Origin of the sequence: Clostridium drakei (genome assembly GCF_000633595.2) — a bacterium.
GTDB lineage: Bacteria > Bacillota > Clostridia > Clostridiales > Clostridiaceae > Clostridium_AM > Clostridium_AM drakei.
The window spans coordinates 79218-100122 of record NZ_JIBU02000013.1; the positions used below are offsets into that span (position 1 = coordinate 79218).

The following is a 20905-nucleotide window of genomic DNA, read 5'->3' on the forward strand; positions in this document are numbered from 1 at the left end:
CTTCACTCTCAACTTAAAACTAATTTAACTATCTCTTCAAATTAACTAAATCCTGTAATATTTCATCTCCAGTAGTTATTATTTTACCATTAGCTTGAAAAGCTCTATTAGCTATTATCATATTAGTAAATTCTTCTGCCAAATCTACATTAGACATTTCAAGCATACCTTGACGCATATCTCCATAGCCTTTACTATTATCATTATCTTTGTCACCAGCTGCACTTCTCACTACAGGTTCACCAGAATTTGGTGATGTTTGGTATAAGTTTTTACCCATTTTTGTAAGACCTGCATCGTTTTTAAAAGAAGCCATTGCTATTTGCCCAAGAACTGCTGTACCACCAGTATCCAATGTAGCAGTAATTGTTCCATCAACTCCTATAGCATAAGATTGCACTCTAGAAATTTTGTCTCCAATTGTTACACTTTCAGGTATAATTAATGGTATTAACTTATCATTAGAAATTGATGTATCTGCTCCTCCATGACCATTATCAGTGTCAATTGTAGCCTTAAATGGCATTTTAGGATTATCTTTTCCCTCTTTATAATCTATTGTGACATTACTATTAGCATATCCGTATACTCTTAATCCATCTGATGTTAATAAACTTCCTTGAGTATCTAATGTAAATGACCCATCTCTTGTAAAACTAGTTGTAACTCCATTTGACGACATAGAATGCGTTGCTAAATCAGGAATTCCAATAGTTCCTGTATCTGTATTACTACTATCACTTCCTTCTGGAGGAATTCCCGTTCCTACAATAAAATATCCTGGTCCATCTATTGCTGCATCAAGAGGTCTTGAAGTTGGCTGCATACTTCCTGTAGAAGTAGTTGTATCTATACCTGCTAATTGAACTCCAAGGCCTACCTGTCTTGGGTTAGTACCACCTAAATTTGCACTAGCACCTGTAGCTGATGCCATACTTTGACTTACCATATCTTGAAATCTTGCTCTTTGAGATTTGTAAGCTGTAGTACCTGAATTGGCTATATTATTACCTATTACATCTAACTTTCTCTGATTAACTTTAAGTCCACTTATTCCTGAGAACATGGATGGTAACATAAATTTATACCTCCTAAATTTATTTATTTTTACTTTGCTTCAATCGTTCCGCAAAGTTAGGCACCCTTATTAAGGTCCTGCCCTTATAATATAACTACACTATCAATATTAGTAAAAACATTGTTTTTACTATTTTCCTTAGCCATAGCTGTAATAATAGTCCTATTTTTTATTGAAGTTACAAGAGCTGTATCCTTATAAAGAATTAGAGTTTCTTTGCTTCCTTTTTGCTCTGCTTTATTAATACCTTCATTTATATTTTTCATGTCACTTTCATTAAAACTTATATTTCTTTCCTTAAGTCTTTCTGCTGCATGATTGGATATAACAAAGCTTTCCTTATTGTCTATCTTATTATTTAATAAATCTTTAAAAGAATTATTATTCTTATTAATTTTTTTATTGCTACTATTATAACCTTGAAAATCTTGAATTAAACAAAGCTTACCATTAATAACTCTATATCCCATAATATCACTCTTCCTAAAAATTAGCTGGATTTTACATTAGTTATTTCATCATATTGGAAATCTTTCGTTTGATTATTCCCAATATCTACAGTTACTTTTATTTCACCATCAGCTCTTGATACCGCTTTTACTACTCCAACATAATTTTTATTGGTACTATCTTTCTCCTTTAGTTCTACTGTTCTACCTATTAAAGCTGATGCATTTAAAAATTCATTAGTATTGTTCATAGTGTTTGTATAATTATTTATACTACTTTGATCATCTATTTCAGTAACATTCTCAATATCAAATTTTTGTATATCAGGAACTTCATTACCCTTATCATCTTTTTTTTGTCCCACTAATACATTTAACTGTATAGTATCTCCACTTTTAATTACACTAGTTACTAATCCATTATAGAATTTTCCATTTGGATCAAGCTTATTTAAATTTACAGTTTTACCTATTAAATTATTGGCACCTGTAAGCTTCATAGTTGTATTTAAATTAACCATTTGCTCCAAGCTTGAAAACTGCGCCATTTGTGATACATATTCAGTTCCGTCTTTGGCATTTGAAGGGTCTTGATTTGATAACTCTGCAGCTAATATCTTAAAAAATGCATTTTTATCCATATCTTGACCTTTTTTTACTATTCTAGTGCCTCTTCCAGTTTTAGTAGCATTAGCATCATTAGCTTTATTAATATCATTAGAATTAGTATTATTAGCAGTATTTGTATTTGTAACACCGTTTACTTCAGCCATACCCTTACCTCCTAACTTTTAAAACATTAAGCCTTTACTATGCTAAAATATTTAAATTACTTTCTATTACATTCTCATCTTCTAGTTCATTTGCTACTTCATCCACAGCATCTATAGCTCTAGATTTTTTGTGGTCTTTACTATTTTCATTGTTTCCTTGATTTGAACCATCTTTGAAGAAGGTAGTATCTTCATTATAAATATTTAAAGAAAGACTATTAATTTTTATATCATTATTTTGAAGCTTTTGTGTTATATCTGACATATTAGAATTTAATATGTTAAAAGCTTCCTTATTTGAAGCACCGATAGATGCTTTCATAACTCCACCTTCCACAGTAAGCTTTATAATAACTTCTCCTAACTCTTTTGGTGCAATTTTCACTGTTAAATTCTTTATATTATTAGTTTCCATATACTTTATAGTTTTTATTACATCACTAGCCATATTGTTTTTGTTTATTACCATATCAGCTACATTTTCTACTTTAACATTCTTATTTATATTATTAAATTGAGCCATAAAATTTGTAGCTTTTGAAATTTTGTCTCCACTATCCCCATCACTAGTAAGAGATTTCAAAAACTTATCTTCTTTTGATGTTTCTTTATTTGAAGAAGAATAATTTTCATCAGTATTTTGATTCTGCTCCTTGCTAGTAACGGATGTTTGATAAACATTTTTGTCATTTGAAACTTCCTTATATGCTTCTTTAAAATCCGAAGAATTAGTTTCGCTGTTCTTATTTACATTTTTCTGTAAATTAGCATCATTCAAACTTGCATTTAAGGCTGATTTGAGTTCTTGTTGAAGTTTACTTACAATATCTTGTGAAGCTGTAGACATATTAGCTTTACTTAACTTTTCAGTCATTTGTGGTATCACTTCTTTTTCTACTTGCGAAATTACTTCCTTTGTTAAAAGTAGCTTTACTGTAGGATCTTGTATCTTTGAAAGATTTTTATCTAAAGCTTCTTTAAACTTGTCTCCAGTAGAATTCAAAATTTGTGAAAGTTTATCTTCAGTAAGATTTTTACCTTCATTTCCTATTTCTTTAACAACAGAATTTGCAACATCTTTTATATCAGATATAGTATTAGCTTTTAAATTTTGCAAATCTTTAGTATCGACTTTCAAAAGAGATGCTAAAAGCATTAGTAATTTATCTGAATCTATTTTACTATTTGAATCTTTATTTAGTATTTTTTCTACTATAACATTTTTCAAATCATCTGGTGACTTAATATTTTCTATGTCCTTATCAGATAGACCTGCTTCTTTTAAAGCTCTTTTAGTTTCCTCAGAAATTTCAAATTTAGAATCTTTTAAATCCTGAGACTTATTATTTTTATTGGAAGTTTGAGTATCTTGTGTTGCTGAAGTTGTTTTAGATAAGACATCGTTAAATGTATTACTACTCTTTGAAGCATCACTTTTGTAGTTAACATTATTACTAGAACTGTTAGTATTACTTACCACATTTAAAACATTCATACTTGTATTCATTTTTTTCACCTCCTTTCATGATTTCTTATAAATCCATATAAAGCAAATTCATCATTATTTCTCTGCTCTATAAGATTTTGCTCTTTTAAAAATGCCTTTTCACCTTTTTCCTTGAGTATTTCAACTGTTTTTCTATCAATTTGCTTCTGCTTTAAATCATATCTTTTATCTTCTAGAATTCTTTCCTTTTGCTGAAGCTCTTCCGAAGCTTCATTTATACTATAATTTATTGCATTCAAGTATATATGAGTTATTCTACGTTTTATAACTGATTCATTCCCCTGAATATTTCTATATTTTTCATAGTTTGCATTAAGTTCTTCTAATTTTGTCTCCACTTTTAATTTCTGGTTTTGAGCTTCAGTAAAATTTCTTTTACTTTCTTCTTCCTTATCCAACCTTATATCCAAAAGCTTTTGTAATCTAAAATTGTATTTACTCATAAAATCCCCCTTTAGCCTTTATTGAAAAATATTTTTTAAACTTTCAACACTTTCTGAAAAGGTCATATGTTCTTTCATCCCCTGTTTTAAGTAACCTATTATGTCATCATAATACTGGATTGAAGTATCTACTTTTTCATTACTCCCCTTTACATAAGCTCCAATATTTATCAAATCCTCAGAATTCTTATAAGTTGCAAGAAGATCTCTGGCAAAGGAAGCTGCTTTTTTATGCCCATCTTCTGCTACTTCAGACATAAGTCTACTTATGCTGCTAAGTATGTCTATAGCTGGATAATGATTTTTAGCAGCTAAAGCACGAGATAACACAATATGTCCATCTAATATACCTCTTACAGCATCTGCTATAGGTTCATTAAAATCATCCCCATCTACTAATACAGTATAAAATGCGGTAATAGATCCTTTATCTGACATACCTGCTCTTTCCATAAGCCTAGGTAGCTTTGCAAAAACAGAAGGTGTATATCCCTTTGTTGCTGGAGGCTCTCCTATAGCAAGTCCTATTTCTCTTTGTGCCATAGCAAATCTGGTTACAGAATCCATCATAAGTATTACCTTATTACCTCTATCCCTGAAATACTCTGCAATTGCTGTAGCAGTAAAAGCACCTTTAAGTCTTACTAAAGCGGGCTTGTCTGAAGTTGCACACACAATTATAGATTTTTTCATACCTTCTTCACCTAAATCTTTTTCTATAAAGTCTTTAACTTCTCTTCCTCTTTCCCCTATAAGCGCAATTACATTTACATCAGCTTCTGCATACCTTGCAATCATACCAAGAGTTGTACTTTTTCCTACACCACTACCTGCAAAAATACCAATTCTTTGTCCTTCTCCACAGGTTATAAAACCATCAATAGCACGAATTCCTGTAGGTATAACGTCCTTTATTCTTCTTCTTTTTAGAGGATCTGGTGGTTCAGTATCTAGTGGATATACAGTTCCTATATTTATCTCTTCTCCATCTAAAGGTTGTCCAAGTCCATCTAAGACTTTTCCAAAAAGTTCATCTGAGCATTTTACACTTAAAGGTATTCCTTCTGGTACCACTCTGCATCCAGGTGCAATGCCTATCAACTCTCCTAAAGGCATTAATATAACATTTTTTTCTCTAAAGCCAACAACCTCACAAGTAACAGGATGATTTCTTTCATTATATATTGTGCAAACCTCACCAACAAATGATTTTATTCCTTCTACCTCTATTGTAAGTCCTATAACTTTACTTACAATTCCCTCTGAATAATTAAAATTCGTTTCTTCAATTTTTTTATTCAATGAACTAAAGTTTATATCAATCATAAAAGCACCTGCCTACTCACCTTTGAGCACTATATCTTTTATCTTTTCCATAGCTATATTTACATCAACTACAACTTTGCCATTTTCTCTTTCAATAACGGCTTTACCAAGTTCTACATCCTTATCGGGAATAATGAAAATATCTCCTCTAAATGGAAGTTGTTCTTTCCATAATTCTACTTTATTTTTCAACTCTTCACAATAAATTTCATTACTTTTTATTATGAAAGTTTTGGTATTTTTTACTTCAGCTAAAGCCTGGAATATTACATCATTTAATGAAGCTTCATCTTTAACTTCGCTCTTCAAAACAGCTTCTACACAATTTACTATCAAATTTCTTATTTCCTGTTCCTTTTCTTTTAAATATATTTCTTTTTCTTCTTTACAGCTTCTCAATACATTATCAGCATTTTCCTTTATCAATTGTCCTTCTGCTTGAGCTTTTTCTAAATTTTTTTTATAACCATCTTCATAAGATTTATTAAATCCATCATCATAACCTTTTTGAATTCCTTCATCGTAACCTTTTTCATAAGCTTCCTTTTGTAATCTTTCTGCTTCTGTAAAAGCTTTTGAAAGCAATCCATCACTCTGTTTTCTAGCATTTTCTAACATAGTTTTCGCTAAACTTTCATAACTATCTATGAATGTTTTAGCATTAGTTTCTGCTAAATTTTTTTGTTCAATTTCTTCTTTTGTTTCAAACTCTGTTACTATTTTTTTTAAGTCATCTTTATCTACGCTAGTATTTTTAATAATTCTATACGATGATTGCATCTTCTCCACCTCTTGATATTACTATCTCTCCAGCTTCGTCTAATCTTCTTATAATGCTTACGATCCTCTGTTGAGCTTTCTCTACATCCATAAGTCTTACTGGTCCAAGGAATTCTATATCTTCCTTTAAAGCAGCTGCTGCCCTCTTAGATTGATTTCTAAAAATAGCATTTGCAACTTCTTCTGAACAACCCTTAAGTGCCAAACCAAGTTCTTTATTTTCAACTTCTCTAAGAACTCTTTGTATGGAAACATCATCAAGAGTAATAATATCTTCAAATACAAACATAGACTCTTTAACCTTTTCTGCCAATTCAGCATCTTCTTTTTCAAGACCTTCAGTAATATTTTTCTCTGTAGTTCTATCAACCTGGTTAAGTATATCTACTATAGTTTGAACTCCTCCAATTACCTTCATATCAGACTTAACTACTGAAGATAACTTACCATCTAAAACTTTTTCAATTTCCTTTACCACTACTGGAGATGTATTACTCATTGTAGCTATTCTATAAGCAACCTCTGCTTGCACATCTTCTGGTAATGCAGATAATATTTGTCCTGATTTATCTGATTGAAGATAACATAATATAAGCGCAATAGTTTGTGGATGCTCATTAGTTATTATATTTAAAAGTTGATGAGCATCTGCTTTTCTAGCTATTGCAAAAGGTCTAAATTGTTGAGTAGCTTCTGTAACCTTGTCCAATATTTCCATAGCTCTTTGACTACCTAACGCTTTAGATAAAAGATTTTTAGCATAATCCATTCCGCCTTCAGTTAAGTAATCTTTAGCCTTATTCATTTCTATAAACTCTGCAAGTATATCCTGTTTCTGTTCGGACTTAACTGATGCTATGTTAGCTATTTCATAGGTTATTTTCTGTATTTCCGACTCTGGTAATTTCTTAATTATTCCTGCAGAAGCTTCTGGACCAAGGGTTATAAATAATATGGCTGCTTTTTGAACACCTGTTAACTTTTCATTTTCTCTAGCCAAATTTTATCACCTCTCATCTTCTGCTAGCCATGATTTTACAATATCTGCAACTTGATCTGGCTTTTCCTTTGCATAGTTCTTTATTTCATTTTCCACATGTGTCTGTTCATTTTCTTCTTCAAAATCTACAGGCTTAAATTTAAATTGTTGTTTTGTAGGTTCCATTTCGTCTCCTACAAGTACGTCAATTCCACCAGTTTCGTCATCAAATAAATCTTCTTCCTCTTCTCTCTTCTTTCTTCTCCACAAGAATAGAGCTATCGCTGCACCAAGAATTACTGCTGCTAAAATTCCAAACATTATATAAGTTTTACTTTTCTTAGCTTGATCAGCCGCTTTATTCATAGCATCCAAATCTTTTTTAGCCTGATCCTTTATTGTAGTGTCAAAAGGAAGTCCTTCTACATTTATAGTATCTCCTCTTTTAGCATCGTAACCTATAGCTGAAATTGCCAAGTTATTTATGGAGGTTTTAGTAGTAGGATCTACATTTCCATCCAAAGCTACAGATGCTGTCAATCTTTTAACTGCACCTGGTGCCTTTATAGTTTTTTGTTTTACTTCTGATACATCATAATTTTTAGTGCTTTCATCATGTGTTGATGCACCATTTCCATTGTTAGTAGTTGTAGTATTACTCATATTATTATCTACAGGACTACTAGAAGCTGTATTTCCCTGTCCCGTAGAAGTATCTTTTACATTATGTTCACTTACTACAACATTTTTAGGATCATATGTAGTAGAATCTTGTTGTACGGCATCGAAATCCAAATCAGCATTAACTTTAACTTTAACTTTATCTTTGCCATAAACAGCCTCCAGCATATTGGAAAGCTTCTTTTCTAACTCTTTTTCATACTCCTGTTTTAACTGCTGTTGCTTTTCTGCTGAAGTAGTAGAATCACTGGTTATATCCTTTTTATCATTAAAAATATCTTTAGAAAGTAAATTTAATTTATCATCAATTATTTGTACATTTTCTTTAGGTACATTCTTAACACTTCCTGATATTAAGGCTACTAAAGCTCTTACTTGATCAGAATTTAACTTTTGTCCTTGTTTCATCTGCAAAGTTACAGAAGCACTTCCTGGTTGAGTATCTTTAACGAATTGTGTATCATCTGGAAGTACAAGACTTATTCTAGCATTTTGTATTTCCGGAAGACCCTTTATGGTTCTTTCTAACTCTCCTTGAAGAGCTCTTTGATAGTTTATTTTCATTTCCGCATCTGTAGATCCTAATTTCGTTTTATCTAAAAGTTCAAACCCTTGGCTTCCATTAGTCATATTAACTTCTGACAACATTTGCATTCTCAATTTGTCAACTTGATCCTTAGGTACTAATATAGAATTGCCTTGAACTTTTGCATTAACCTTATCAGCTTGTAATTGCTTATAAACTGCTGCAGAATCTGTAGAACTCATGTTAGAAAATAAAACATCATATTTTGTTGAACCAAAGTATATGCCTAGATATATAAAAGCACCTATAACTGCTGTGAAAATTATTCCAAAAGCTATCTTCTTTTTTTTACTTAAGCCCTTCCATTTTTCTATTAAATTTTTAAAAATTTGTGATAGCTTACCCATTAACTTAGCACTCCTTACCTACTATAACTGTGTCCTATTTAATTCCTGATAGGCCTCCACGAACTTATTCCTAATTTGGACTGCAAGTTCTAATGACATCTTTGCTTCTTCAGTATCCAACATAACTTTATGTATATTTGTTTCATCACCTTTTATAAAGCTTTCAGTAGTATCTTCTGATTTTATTTGCTGAGCATTTACGTCATCCAATTTTCCTTTTAAAAATTCTCCAAATCCAATTGATTGAGTTTCTCCGTTACCATTTTTATCATTATTACCAATTCCAATTTCCTGAAAAATTTTACTATCAGGAACAAATTCATTTATTCTCATAATAATCTATCCTACCTTCCAATTTCTAGAGCTTTTGAAAACATAGTTTTTTCAGAACTAATAGCATCTATATTAGCTTCATACGCTCTTGTAGCTACCATCATATCTGCCATTTCATTTAAAATATTTACATTTGGTTTAGATACATATCCTTGAGCATCTGCATCAGGATTAGATGGGTCATAAACTCTTCTAAGGGGAGATTGATCATCTACAATTCCAACAGCCTTTACTCCAAGAGGAGTTTCTTCATACTGTCCATTCTGCTTATTTAGTTGTGTATTTAAATTTTCTTGAAAAACTGCAATTTTTCTTCTATAAGGTTGTCCATTAGCACCTCTAGTAGTATCTACATTTGCTATATTAGATGCTATTGTATCCATTCTAAGCCTCTCCGCTGAAAGTCCACTAGCACTTATTCTTAGATTATTAAATGCTTTAATCATAAAATTTCTCCCTTCTTAACTATCAAAATTATTTTCCACTAATAACATATTTTTCTGAAGTTAATCTACTATTAACCTGATTTAATAGAGCCATATACATAAGTGTATTTGCAGCTTGATTTGTTTTTTCATTTTCTATATCTACATTATTTCCATCTTCATTCATACTGGTAGAGTTATCTGTCTTTGTATTTATTTCTCCATAATTTCCTTGTAGCTTAATATGTTTACCATCTGTAGTTTTCAAATCTAAATCATTCATATTGCTTTGTAAAGATTCTTCAAAAGTTACATATTTTCTTTTATATCCCTTTGTATTTATGTTGGCAATGTTATTTCCTATTGCCTTACTTCTTTCTGTGGAAGCATCTAACCCCTTCTTTATCAAATTATAAACTTCCTGATCTTTAGAAATATTCCCTATATTCAACTCCAATCCCCCATTTTCATATATATTTCTCCAAAATTTCTATAATTTTAATATAATTTTACTTTATATTAAAACCAACTCAATATAAACTATTTTATCATAAAATTTAAAATAAATGTTAACTTTTATAAAATTTATTGTAATTTTTTTATTATTTTTAGCACAAGGTTTTAATTTCATTTAAAAACATATTAATGTTTTTTTGCTATTTACTCTAAAATTTAAAAACTTAACTTAAATAATACTATTTTGTCCTTATTATTATACAATATCAAGGTATGTTTTACTATATAATTTCAAAATGTAATTTTATGCAAGTTTAATTTTGTAGAATTTTCAGAATAAATAGAATTAGCACTCATTTTTTAATAAAAAAAGAAAAAACAGTACCAATTTAATTTAACTAAAACTTAGTACTGTTTTCTAGATATTATTTACTTCTTACATTTTCGAGTATTTTTAATGCATCTTGAGGTAACTTATTCGTTTGAACCATCATAGCATTTCCTGCTTGTACAAGTATACTTGCTGTACTATATTTAACCATTTCTTCTGCTACATCTACATCTCTAATTTCACTATCTGCTGTCTGCATTTGCATGGAAATGCTATCAGCATTATTTACATTTTCTTGAAATCTATTTTGTAAAGCACCATATTGACTTCTTACAGAAACTATTATATTTAACGATTTATCTATTATACCTAAAGCATTATCAATATTATTGCCTTCTTTTACGTTATATAGTTCTCCCGACTTTAATTGTGCCAAACTTTTACCATCTTCCGTTTTAAGATTTTTAGATGATACATCCCTTTTTGATATTATAACTTTCTCCCCTGAATTTGCACCAATAGTCATCTCTATATCTTTATCCTCACTTAAAAGTTTAACTCCATTAAATTCACTATCACTAGATATATCATCCATCCCATCTACCATTTGATCAATTTGATTCTGTATTGTCTTTCTATCTTCTGGAGTAGCCGAAGCGCTTCCTGATTGTATAACTAATTCTTTTATTTTGTGAAGCATTTCATTCATTTCATTTAATCCACCATCTGCTGTCTGCAGCATACTCATACCATCTTGAGAATTTCTTGCTGCCATCTGAAGCCCTCTTATTTGCATCCTCATTCTTTCACTTTCGGCAATTCCATTAGGACTATCTTTAGCATTATTCACCTTTTGCCCAGAAGATACTCTTCCCGATGAAATACTTTCATTATTTAATGCTTTCGAATAATTCATATAAACACTTAAAGATGCCAAATTAGGATTTAATCTCATACCATTCACTCCAAATCATATAAATTGATTTTTACATTTAGTTTGCTAAACTTATATTCATATTAATATTATTTTTTGTAGAATTTACGTCTAATGTAGAATCTCCAAGTAAATTTCCTCTATTGTCATAAAAATAAACTTTTACTGAACTTCCTCCTATAATTGAAACTGCAGTAGTACCAATATCAAAGAAATTCTTATTCCCTTCTATTTTATACTTTGATGCAGAAGGCAAATTTGTAAATATAGTTATTTGTTTAAAACTAGGGATCATCTGAGCAACTAATACATTTGCTGAAGCATTATAACCATTATTATCCTTAGAAGTTAAATTAAATTTCAACACAGCAGCCTTAGGCAAACTTTCTCCTTTTTTAGATTTAACATTTTTGCTTATATTCAATTTATAATTATGTGACATCTTATATCCTCCATAAGGTGGATTAACTTTTGCCAAATTTTCATTATCTCCTGCGGAAATACTTACATCAACAGTACTCCCATCTGTAAGATCTTGCAGAGTAACATTATTATTTAAAGAACTAATATCCACTGGTGTTTTAAATTGCAATGTCCATATTTTGTTTACATCACTTATAGCTCTATTTCCCATATCATTAAAATCTTCTGCTGCCGAAACACCTAAAGCACCATAAGAAACACAACAAATCATTACAAAAGTTAAAATTAAGGCTGCTCTTCTTATAAGTTTTTTCAATTTTTATTCCTCCTTTAAAGTATTACTTATTTATTATCGTCAGTACACAGTTATTTCTTTATGGTCATTACTGCAGATTTAAATTCATATTACTTTTACTTGTAGAAACATCCATATTAGTTGTTCCAAGTACACTTCCTACTGAATCACATATATAAACTTTAACAGTATTTCCTCCTACTAACGACACCATAGGTTTGCCTATATCAAATAAATTATTGTTTCCTTCTATTTTATATTTCGATGCATTTGGTATATTGGTAGAAATTATTGTTATTTGCTTAAAAGCATCAATAAGAGGTGATACTACAACACTTGCAGATACAGTATATGCACTATTACCTTTTGGAGCAACTATAAAATTAAGTGCAGTAGTTCTGGATAAGAAAGCTCCGTTTACTAACTTTATATTTTTACTTATAGTAATTTGATAATTATGTCCTACAACATAACCTTCTGATGGAGCCTTCACTTTAACAACTGATTTACTTTCTCCTTGTATAGGCGTTATATAAAGATTTTTATCTGATGTAATATCTTTAATTTGCACATTACCAAGTACCGAATTAAAATTTATATCATTATTAAAAGTTATTGTCCAAGTTTTATTTACATCAGTTATAGTTCTAGTTCCTAAATTTAAAACACTATCATCATTAGCCGAAACACTAATACTACTAAATGTTAATGATATAAGCATAAAAAGAGCTATAAAAATACATTTTTTAAATTTTCTTATCAATTCTCTTCCCCCTTAATTTTTACTACCAACCCTAAATTTAAAATGCTAATATTTCTTATCATAGTTTAAGGAGGAAGGTATTTCCTCCCTCCTATTAATTGTTTTTTATCTATACATCTTTAAAGGTAAAGTTACAAATACTTTCAAAGTATTCAATAACTAAACATTTTTAAAACTTCATGTATTCCATAATGTCTAAATTAGTTAGATGACCACAATGTACCTGCCGCTGTATACGAATAAACTTTTGCAGCATAAGGATTTCCAGCCTGATCTGTAAGTGAGCCATTATGTGTTATAGTAGCTGCATCATTAACACCACTTAGTGTGAATGATATTGTGTGAGTCGTTGAATTATAAATCGCACTATCTATTGTAACATTACTAGTTGTAAATGATGATTTAACATCTATTCCATTTCCTACAGCACTACCGCCTATATATAATGGTGAATCAAAGGTTACCAATAAAGTAGTTGCCTTATTCGTAGGTCCTGTTGGCCCTGCTGGTACTGTTGATGTTGGTGCAGTTAAATCTGCTGTAAATGCTGGTACTGCAGCAGATACAGTTCCTGCTAAATCAACTGCATACACTACATAAGCTGTTCCATCTGTAACTTTTGCATTATTAGCTGTTATTGCTATTGTTGTATCAGTATCAGCTGCAGTAACTGCAGCACTTCCTATACTAGCTGCTGTAATAGCTGATGCTGTACTTGCTGTTACAGAAGGCACTACATATAATGTACTATTACCTTTATTGCTCTGTGCTACCACATTAAATCCATCTGTTTTTTCCTTTGCACTTACTAACGCATCTCCACCAGCTGTTGATGCTGCTGTAACTTTTGCTACTGGTGCCACTATTGGTGCTGAAGTAAGACTAACACCAACTGAAGCTGATAATGAATTTAAGTTAGCATTTGTTCCATCAGCTATACTTAATACATAAACCTTGTAATCTCTATTTGTAATTGCATCTCCATCACTATCTTTAGCTGAAGCATCCAATTTTACAACTAAGTTTGATCCTGTCTTAGAAACATTTGTATAGTTCGTTATTGAATTTGCTGCTGCTAAATCAAGTGCTGGTTTCGAATTCTTAACCACAATAACTCTGTAACCTTGTACTTGATTTGTATCTGCATTTGATGTTTCACCTGTTGATTTATCAAAGGTTACTTGTAAATCACTTCCATTATTGTTATTTCCAACATCATAAGCTGCTATATTAAGGACAGCTGCTGGTGCTCCATTAAACTTAATACTAATAGGAGTTGTTGTAATATCATTAGTTGCTGTAGTAATTCCATCTGCATTTATTAATTTTGTATGATTTATCTTAAATGTTAAATTGTCTACACTATCTTTAACATCATTTGAAGTTGCTTTATTTGAGAAAGTAATTCCCAAATGAGTGTCATCTAATTTTGTTACAGTATATTTTAAGCCTACTGGTAAATTAGTTGGAGTTACATATCCACTATCATTTCCATTTACATCAGTATCTGCTGCAACTTTATCCGCAAATTTTCCATTTTGTATTTCTACTACTACCTTATCAGTTGGAGTTCCATCTGCATTTGTTCCAGATATAGTTCCATCATTAGCTGATGTTTCAATAAACGTTGCTGGTGAAACTGATTTTATGCTTGGTACTAATGTTAATGCTGCTGATGTCTTATTACTTTCCTGCTTTCCTGAATCTGTTCTTGTTACATATACAACAGTATCATTAGCTGGGAATCCACCAGTTATAGTTACTGCTACAGGTCCTGCTACATCATTATTAGTTGCTGTACCTATTAAATTACCTGAAGCACTGTATACCTTAATTATAGAACCATATGGTATTTTTTCTGTTGTATTATTACCTACAACTACTTTGTCATCTCCAGAAGCATTATCTGTTACAGATATATTTACTGGTGCCTGAGATCCACTACTTGTATCTAACATAGTAAATGAAATTTTAGTATTGTTTGTATCTCCATTAATAGTATTTGTAGTATCTAATACTAACGAATAGCTTCCATTAACTGTTAATTCTTTTCCAACTTGAGTTATTAGGTGCGTAGTTGGATCTGTGGTATCTGTTGTTTGGTAAGGTGTTGTTGCTCCATTTAAAGATATAGATGGCACTGTAGTACAATTTAATTTGTTCACAATCGTTGGAGTTACTGCTGATTTATAAGTTCCTCCATTAAATACTCCTGTTACATCAGGTGAAAGTGCTTTATCTATAGAATCAACTCTAAATGTCTGCTTAGTAGTACTAACTGCACCATTTTCTTTACTAGTTGTAGTTACAGTAAGTTCATATTCTCCATTTTGTTCTACAGTATTACCAGGTACAAAAGCTACTGTTGCTGGATTAGTTACTGGTGTATAAGTTACACTTCCTGGATTACCAGCAGCTGTTTTTGTCATCTTGATAGTAGCTGAACTATAAGTTCCTGCTAAGTTTGTCCATGATGGTGTTGCTTTGCAATAAGTATCCACACTATCAGGATTTGTTACTGTATCCTTAACTGTTCCAGCCTTCTCCACCATGCTAATATCAACGGATGCAGGTGCTGAAGAATTGATAGTAAAACTAATAGCCTTACTATTATATGCATCAGATGGAGTCATATTGCTATCATGTTTCTTAGCCGTTACAGTCAATATATAATCTCCATTTCCTGCTGATGGTAATTTTAAATCGCTTAATAATGTTGATGGAGTTACATTGTTATCTATTACAGTACCATCTTTCTTAGTTAGCTTAGCTGAATAAGTTATACTTCCTATAGTACCTGTATTCCAACTTACATCTGGGAATGTAGATTTACCATTAGGATCACTAGGATCTACTGGTCTGGTAGAGTAAATCTTTCCACTTTCAATTCCAGTTACTTGAGGAACCGGGAACAATCCAAAGGTTACAGGATCACTTTCCATTAATGGTCCACTTGCCTTAACCTTAACTTGTACTTGTAATGACATAGTCATTGAAATTGATGTGCTTCCTCCCTGACAATCCTTCCAATCATCTGTGTTGTATCTATATTGCATTCCTGCAGCACTTCCAATAATCTTTCCAAAATTCAAATCTATAGATATGTTACCTGGAACTACAGCTTTACCTATTTCTATAGGAGTTGATGGCTTACTGTCCACATTTCCTGCAAGTACAACTCTAAGCATTTGTTTTTTATTATCTGTACCTAATGGTCCCGTTATCTTAGTATGCATATTATTTACTGTTATTTCACCCTTATCGGTTGCAGTATCAGTTATATAATCTGTAGGAAGATCTGGTATAGTTCCATCTGCATTTTCATCATTTATATAAACCTTATAAGATTTTCCTGGTTTTAAACCTGTAATTTTCTGATCCTGAGCATTTATAGCAAAACCTACTGGTGCTTCTGCTGGACAAGGTACTCCTACCTTACTTCCCTCTGCTTTGTCTTTTGCTGTTACAGTTACATATATAGTAGTTCCATTTGGATCAAAGTTTAGTCCTGATACAACTGCTTTATAATTACTATCTACCACCGCTGTTTTTACTGGTTTTGTATCTGATATATTGGTGTAAACACTTATTACATCTCCTGGATTCAACTTTGTATTTACTCCATTTACTGTTACACTATCTTTACTTCCTACTTCATTTACAACAGTTATATTATTTACATCTATTGTACCTGAATCGATAGATACAGTCATAGTAACCTTTGTACCATATCCAAGTATAGTTCCTGTATAAGTATATGATCCTTTTGATATCTTAGGATTAGCTCTATCCCAATTTACAACTAATCGACGCTGATTTCCACCACTCATTGTAGCAGAAACATAATCTGGAAAATTAAACTTTGATATATCATCAGTAGAATAGCTTTTCCCAGGCTCTACACTAACTACTTTATCATTTAGCTTAGGTTTTGTAATGGCTGTTCCCTTTGTAGTTCCATCTGAATCTTTGGAAATAGTAGACGCTTTTCCTGACTTCATATAGTAAAGTGAGTCACCTACTAAATTCAAATAATCTGCTGAATCATTTACTACTTTATAACCATTTCCTGTACTATCTAACTTATATATTCTTTTTCCATCAACATTACTTATATAGTAGATATTATTATCATCTACACCACATACTATTGTAGCTATATCTGTAACGCCCTTTAAATTTGTAGTTCCATTTCCTTTTTGAGGAATGTTAGTAACTATACTTAATGGAGTTGGATTGCTAGTATAAGTACTACCACCCATAGATCTATAAAGTTTACCATCTTTTCCTGTGTAATAAACTAAATAATCATTAGATGCACTTATAAATTCAGTATTTATGTCACTTAATTTCGTTTTTGAAGCATTGTTTAACAAGTTACAACTATATAGTTTATTATTATCTGAAGCATTTACGTAAAATATAAAGTTATCTCCTACACTTAAATATTTAGCAGAATCCGATATAAGTTGTCTTCTTCCTTGAGAATCATATACATATATTCTTCCTCTATCGGAGTTATTTATATAGTATATTTTGCTTCCTACTACATTTATGCAGGCAGCCATATCATCAGAAATTTTTTGTCTTTGAGTTCCATCAGTTCTTACTTTATATATTCTTCCCATATCTTTATAATTACTATAATATACCCAATCTCCAACTACATTTATATATTGAACACTATCATCACTTATAACATAATCCTCTACACCTGTTACACTTTTTTTATAAAGCTTGTTACCATCTGCTGTGTTTTCATAATATATCCAACTTCCAGTCTTATCTATAGCTGCAAAACCATTGTTAGTTATATTTATACCAGTATTTCCATGTACTGTATCATCATCTGGATTACTATTTGGTGTTGGATTTAAAATTAAAGAAGTATTTAAAGTTCCCGATGTAGAATTTCCTTGATTTAGATTTATATATCCTTCTGCAAGTTCAGTTAATCCATCACTAGCATATACTCCAAAAGAAATTCCTGTTCCTGACAAATTATTTCCCATAAAAGTTGCTACATCTGTAAGCGGAGTAGTTTGGCTATCTCCAACTTTAAAATAAGATGCATTACTTACTCCTGATACTGATGCTTTAACTGTATACATGCTAAGTCCTGTAGTAATAGTTTTATATGTTACATTTACTATAGCAAACATATTTGTGTTTGCATTAGTAGGATCTGTATACTCATTATTAGCATTTGCAACAATTTTTTGTTTTGTTCCTGTGGCAGTGTAAAAAGTTAACGTACCTCCAACTTTCGATACAATTTGACTATCATCTACTGGTGAACCAGTAAATATATCCTGTGCCTTTCCTGTACTATCCACATAGTATATAACTCCCAAATTATTCATTAATTGATCATTTATATCTGCTAAATGACTTGAATTATTAAGATATGCTGCATCATAAACATTATTGCCAACCATTATTGAATTCTTCGGTAATTTAGCTTGTACTGCTGAACCAAGCCCAAGCACAATGACTGCAGTCATAACTAATATTTTGGTTCTTTTCATTAATCTTCCTCCTCACATATATTAAATCCAATTAATCTTGAATTAATAAACAAATTAAGTATATATTATTATACTCGTATATTTATTAGAAACTTTTAGTAGAAAAGAGCAGATAAGCTGCTCTTTTCTAACTAATTTTTAAGAGTTAAATATATAAAATAACATATATTAGCATCTTTCATCTAGTAGTTAGTTACTAGTTCGATCAACCTGTAATGTTACATCTATTGTATTAGTACCATTTGAATTAATATAGTTATTTATATTTGCTGTAGCTTTGTATTTCTGAGAAGTTCCATCACTTAAAGTTAAATAAGCAGGATTCCAAAGATTTACTCTAACTCGTCTTATAATAAACTTTCCATCAATCGGATTTATTAAAACAGCTCTAAGTTGCTCTGTAGCTTGTGACATATCATAAACCCCAGTATTAGGTATAGGTATAACTACTTGTAATTGACGATTAGTTTTATTTGTTTCCCATGCTTTAGCCGTTGTTATCGCTTGTATTCTTGGAATTATTCCAATTTTAGCTTTAACCTTAGTATTGTTTCCTATAGTTCCCTCCAAAGTAACCTTGGAAATTCTGCAATCATCTACTAAATCATTTTCACTGGTTCCAATAAATGTAGAGTCTACATTTACTGATTTTGTCCATGTTACTTTTACTGGTTTCTTAGTTGTTGGATCCATCACTGTTGTTGGATAATCTGATCCTTGAATTATGGCTGCTAATTCTCCTAAATCCTTTATATCATCTGTAGGATTATCTGGATTGTCAGGATAATTTGGATCTTTAGGATCCTTTCCACCTTCACCTGTAACAATAAGCATAAGCCCTACTTTCTTGCTATATCCATTAACAGTTCCTTCATAAGTATAAACTCCAGTAGCATATTTAGTTTCACTTCCCCAGGTTACAGACACACTTTGGGTTGAATTATCAGTCATTATAGCTGTCAAAGTAGCTGGCAACGTAAAGTCTGATTTTTTTGCTACAGTAATTTTTATATTATTTATAGTTTTTATAGTTTTTGAACTTGTACCATTATCACTAACTGTTAAAGTAAGTTTAACCTTTTTACTATAGTTATCAACAGTACCATAAAAAACATACACCCCTGGTTTATTTCCACTTTGGCTTCCATAATCCCAGGTAATAGGTACTTGAATTTTAGTTCCATCAGTCATCTGAGCCTCTATAGTACTTGGAACATTAAAGAACTGCCTGCTGCTTGCTGTTTTTACTAAATCATCAATTTTGTAAGGTATTGGCTTAACTCTAAGTGTAGCAAGCACAGTTTTATCAGTACCACGAATAGTTCCTGTAAAAGTATATATTCCTGGTTTGGAAGTATTTATTTTAGTAAGATTCCAATCTACATTAACTTCCTTCTTACTTCCATCACTGGCAGTTACAATCATAGTTGGTCTTGGTGTATATTTTTCATTTTGAATTATAGTATCAGTAGGATTGTCAATATTAGCTACTGCACTTGGTAAATTTTTAGCAATTTGCTCAGATTCATAACTAACTGCTCCTGGTCCTCCTAAAACTTTTATGTCATTAATTATATGGGACTTCAAAAAATTCTGTGTAGCATATGACATAGGCGAATCCACAAATATAATTGGTGAAGTAGTTTTTGAAGCAAGTGCTGAAGCTCCTAAAGAATCAGGAAAATCTTTAGCTGATGAAATATATACAGTATCTATATTTAATTCTCCTAGAAAAGCATCAACTACACCTATATTAGAACTATAAATATCACCACCACCTATTCTCTTTATATTAGGAAGCCCTGATATTACAGAATCGCTTATTTTATCTTGTCCACCTATTACATATATCTGATCTGCTTTTTTATATCCTTGAAGATATTTACTTACAGAAGCTGGCATACTATAGGTATCTACAGGAATTACTGGCATCCCTTTAGCTGCTGCTATAGCTGAAATAGACATACCATCTCTAAAATCATCACTATTTATAAGTACTACTTCATTAGATTTGCTAACTTTTCCTGCTATCTGTATTGCCGTATCAAATCTATTAGCACCCCCAAGCCTTGTAATCTTAATTCCTCTGGATTTTAAAGAATCTTCTACAGCTTGAGATATAACTCCCTTACCTCCAATTATAAATGCATTTTTAACACCTAATCTATTTATTTCTACAGAAGTATAAGGATTTAGAATATCTTTAGATGTAAGTAAAATAGGGGCATCATTCTTTTTAGCTAAAGGCGCTGCTGCCAAAGCATCCGGAAAATTTTCACCATTTACTATAACTACATTTTGAGAACTTTTCCAACCATCCTGACAAACTTTAGCTGCAGTCTCATATCTGTCTGCCCCATTATATCTGGTTGTTATAGTTTCAGCTTTAACCTTCAAAGCTGAAAAACATAAGCTGGCTGCTACAACTGCTACAATAAAAGTTAATTTTTTGCTTTTCAATATTACTA

The 20905-nt window shown here is 31.2% G+C and carries 17 protein-coding genes; all 17 read right to left on the reverse strand.

Annotated features, from left to right (window positions below):
* Nucleotides 1–28: 28 nt before the first annotated feature.
* Nucleotides 29–1078, reverse strand: coding sequence for a flagellar hook-basal body complex protein (locus tag EG57_RS0207640; protein WP_032076654.1), 1050 nt, complete (start codon nt 1076–1078; stop codon nt 29–31).
* A gap of 83 nt (nt 1079–1161) precedes the next feature.
* Nucleotides 1162–1548, reverse strand: coding sequence for a TIGR02530 family flagellar biosynthesis protein (locus EG57_RS0207645; protein ID WP_029162662.1), 387 nt, complete (start codon nt 1546–1548; stop codon nt 1162–1164).
* Between the two features lie 20 nt (nt 1549–1568).
* On the reverse strand, nt 1569–2300 hold the full coding sequence (locus EG57_RS0207650) for a flagellar hook capping FlgD N-terminal domain-containing protein (RefSeq protein ID WP_032076655.1): 732 nt from the start codon (nt 2298–2300) through the stop codon (nt 1569–1571).
* A 37-nt stretch (nt 2301–2337) separates the two neighbouring features.
* A complete protein-coding gene (locus tag EG57_RS0207655; protein ID WP_032076656.1) occupies nt 2338–3807 on the reverse strand; it encodes a flagellar hook-length control protein FliK in 1470 nt (489 codons plus the stop codon).
* A 5-nt stretch (nt 3808–3812) separates the two neighbouring features.
* A complete protein-coding gene (gene fliJ, locus EG57_RS0207660; protein WP_032076657.1) occupies nt 3813–4250 on the reverse strand; it encodes a flagellar export protein FliJ in 438 nt (145 codons plus the stop codon).
* Between the two features lie 18 nt (nt 4251–4268).
* Nucleotides 4269–5576, reverse strand: a complete 1308-nt coding sequence (gene fliI / locus EG57_RS0207665; RefSeq protein WP_032076658.1) for a flagellar protein export ATPase FliI — start codon at nt 5574–5576, stop codon at nt 4269–4271.
* Nucleotides 5577–5588: 12 nt separating this feature from the next.
* Nucleotides 5589–6356, reverse strand: a complete 768-nt coding sequence (locus tag EG57_RS0207670; protein ID WP_032076659.1) for a FliH/SctL family protein — start codon at nt 6354–6356, stop codon at nt 5589–5591.
* A complete protein-coding gene (gene fliG / locus EG57_RS0207675) occupies nt 6340–7356 on the reverse strand; it encodes a flagellar motor switch protein FliG (protein ID WP_029162668.1) in 1017 nt (338 codons plus the stop codon). The genes EG57_RS0207670 and fliG overlap by 17 nt, the downstream gene beginning before the upstream one ends.
* 6 nt (nt 7357–7362) lie before the next feature.
* Nucleotides 7363–8949 carry a flagellar basal-body MS-ring/collar protein FliF gene (gene fliF, locus EG57_RS0207680; RefSeq protein WP_032076660.1) on the reverse strand — a complete coding sequence of 529 codons (1587 nt, stop codon included), beginning with the start codon at nt 8947–8949 and terminating at the stop codon, nt 7363–7365.
* A 21-nt stretch (nt 8950–8970) separates the two neighbouring features.
* Nucleotides 8971–9282, reverse strand: coding sequence for a flagellar hook-basal body complex protein FliE (gene fliE, locus EG57_RS0207685; protein WP_032076661.1), 312 nt, complete (start codon nt 9280–9282; stop codon nt 8971–8973).
* An 11-nt stretch (nt 9283–9293) separates the two neighbouring features.
* Nucleotides 9294–9728 (reverse strand): flagellar basal body rod protein FlgC, encoded by a 435-nt coding sequence (gene flgC / locus EG57_RS0207690; protein ID WP_032076662.1) that lies wholly within the window; start codon nt 9726–9728, stop codon nt 9294–9296.
* Nucleotides 9729–9756: 28 nt separating this feature from the next.
* Entirely contained in the window at nt 9757–10158 is a 402-nt protein-coding gene (gene flgB, locus EG57_RS0207695) for a flagellar basal body rod protein FlgB (protein WP_032076663.1), read from the reverse strand.
* Between the two features lie 430 nt (nt 10159–10588).
* Entirely contained in the window at nt 10589–11449 is an 861-nt protein-coding gene (locus EG57_RS0207700) for a flagellin N-terminal helical domain-containing protein (protein ID WP_032076664.1), read from the reverse strand.
* 37 nt (nt 11450–11486) lie between these two features.
* Nucleotides 11487–12167: an Ig-like domain-containing protein gene (locus tag EG57_RS0207705; protein ID WP_032076665.1), complete on the reverse strand. Its 681-nt coding sequence runs from the start codon at nt 12165–12167 to the stop codon at nt 11487–11489.
* 67 nt (nt 12168–12234) lie between these two features.
* The gene (locus EG57_RS0207710) at nt 12235–12909 is read right to left on the reverse strand and encodes a hypothetical protein (protein ID WP_032076666.1); all 675 of its coding nucleotides are present in this window, start codon (nt 12907–12909) and stop codon (nt 12235–12237) included.
* 200 nt (nt 12910–13109) lie between these two features.
* Nucleotides 13110–18437, reverse strand: a complete 5328-nt coding sequence (locus tag EG57_RS0207715) for a DUF5050 domain-containing protein (RefSeq protein ID WP_052037773.1) — start codon at nt 18435–18437, stop codon at nt 13110–13112.
* A 189-nt stretch (nt 18438–18626) separates the two neighbouring features.
* Nucleotides 18627–20897, reverse strand: a complete 2271-nt coding sequence (locus tag EG57_RS0207720; RefSeq protein WP_032076667.1) for a cell wall-binding repeat-containing protein — start codon at nt 20895–20897, stop codon at nt 18627–18629.
* Between the last annotated feature and the right edge of the window lie 8 nt (nt 20898–20905).

What these genes read in the sequence shown, in the direction of transcription:
- EG57_RS0207640 (WP_032076654.1), bottom strand. Translation starts at nt 1,078, where the DNA reads ATGTTACCATCCATGTTCTCAGGAATAAGTGGACTTAAAGTTAATCAG.
- EG57_RS0207645 (WP_029162662.1), bottom strand. Translation starts at nt 1,548, where the DNA reads ATGGGATATAGAGTTATTAATGGTAAGCTTTGTTTAATTCAAGATTTT.
- EG57_RS0207650 (WP_032076655.1), bottom strand. Translation starts at nt 2,300, where the DNA reads ATGGCTGAAGTAAACGGTGTTACAAATACAAATACTGCTAATAATACT.
- EG57_RS0207655 (WP_032076656.1), bottom strand. Translation starts at nt 3,807, where the DNA reads ATGAATACAAGTATGAATGTTTTAAATGTGGTAAGTAATACTAACAGT.
- fliJ (WP_032076657.1), bottom strand. Translation starts at nt 4,250, where the DNA reads ATGAGTAAATACAATTTTAGATTACAAAAGCTTTTGGATATAAGGTTG.
- fliI (WP_032076658.1), bottom strand. Translation starts at nt 5,576, where the DNA reads ATGATTGATATAAACTTTAGTTCATTGAATAAAAAAATTGAAGAAACG.
- EG57_RS0207670 (WP_032076659.1), bottom strand. Translation starts at nt 6,356, where the DNA reads ATGCAATCATCGTATAGAATTATTAAAAATACTAGCGTAGATAAAGAT.
- fliF (WP_032076660.1), bottom strand. Translation starts at nt 8,949, where the DNA reads ATGGGTAAGCTATCACAAATTTTTAAAAATTTAATAGAAAAATGGAAG.
- fliE (WP_032076661.1), bottom strand. Translation starts at nt 9,282, where the DNA reads ATGAGAATAAATGAATTTGTTCCTGATAGTAAAATTTTTCAGGAAATT.
- flgC (WP_032076662.1), bottom strand. Translation starts at nt 9,728, where the DNA reads ATGATTAAAGCATTTAATAATCTAAGAATAAGTGCTAGTGGACTTTCA.
- EG57_RS0207700 (WP_032076664.1), bottom strand. Translation starts at nt 11,449, where the DNA reads ATGAGATTAAATCCTAATTTGGCATCTTTAAGTGTTTATATGAATTAT.
- EG57_RS0207715 (WP_052037773.1), bottom strand. Translation starts at nt 18,437, where the DNA reads ATGAAAAGAACCAAAATATTAGTTATGACTGCAGTCATTGTGCTTGGG.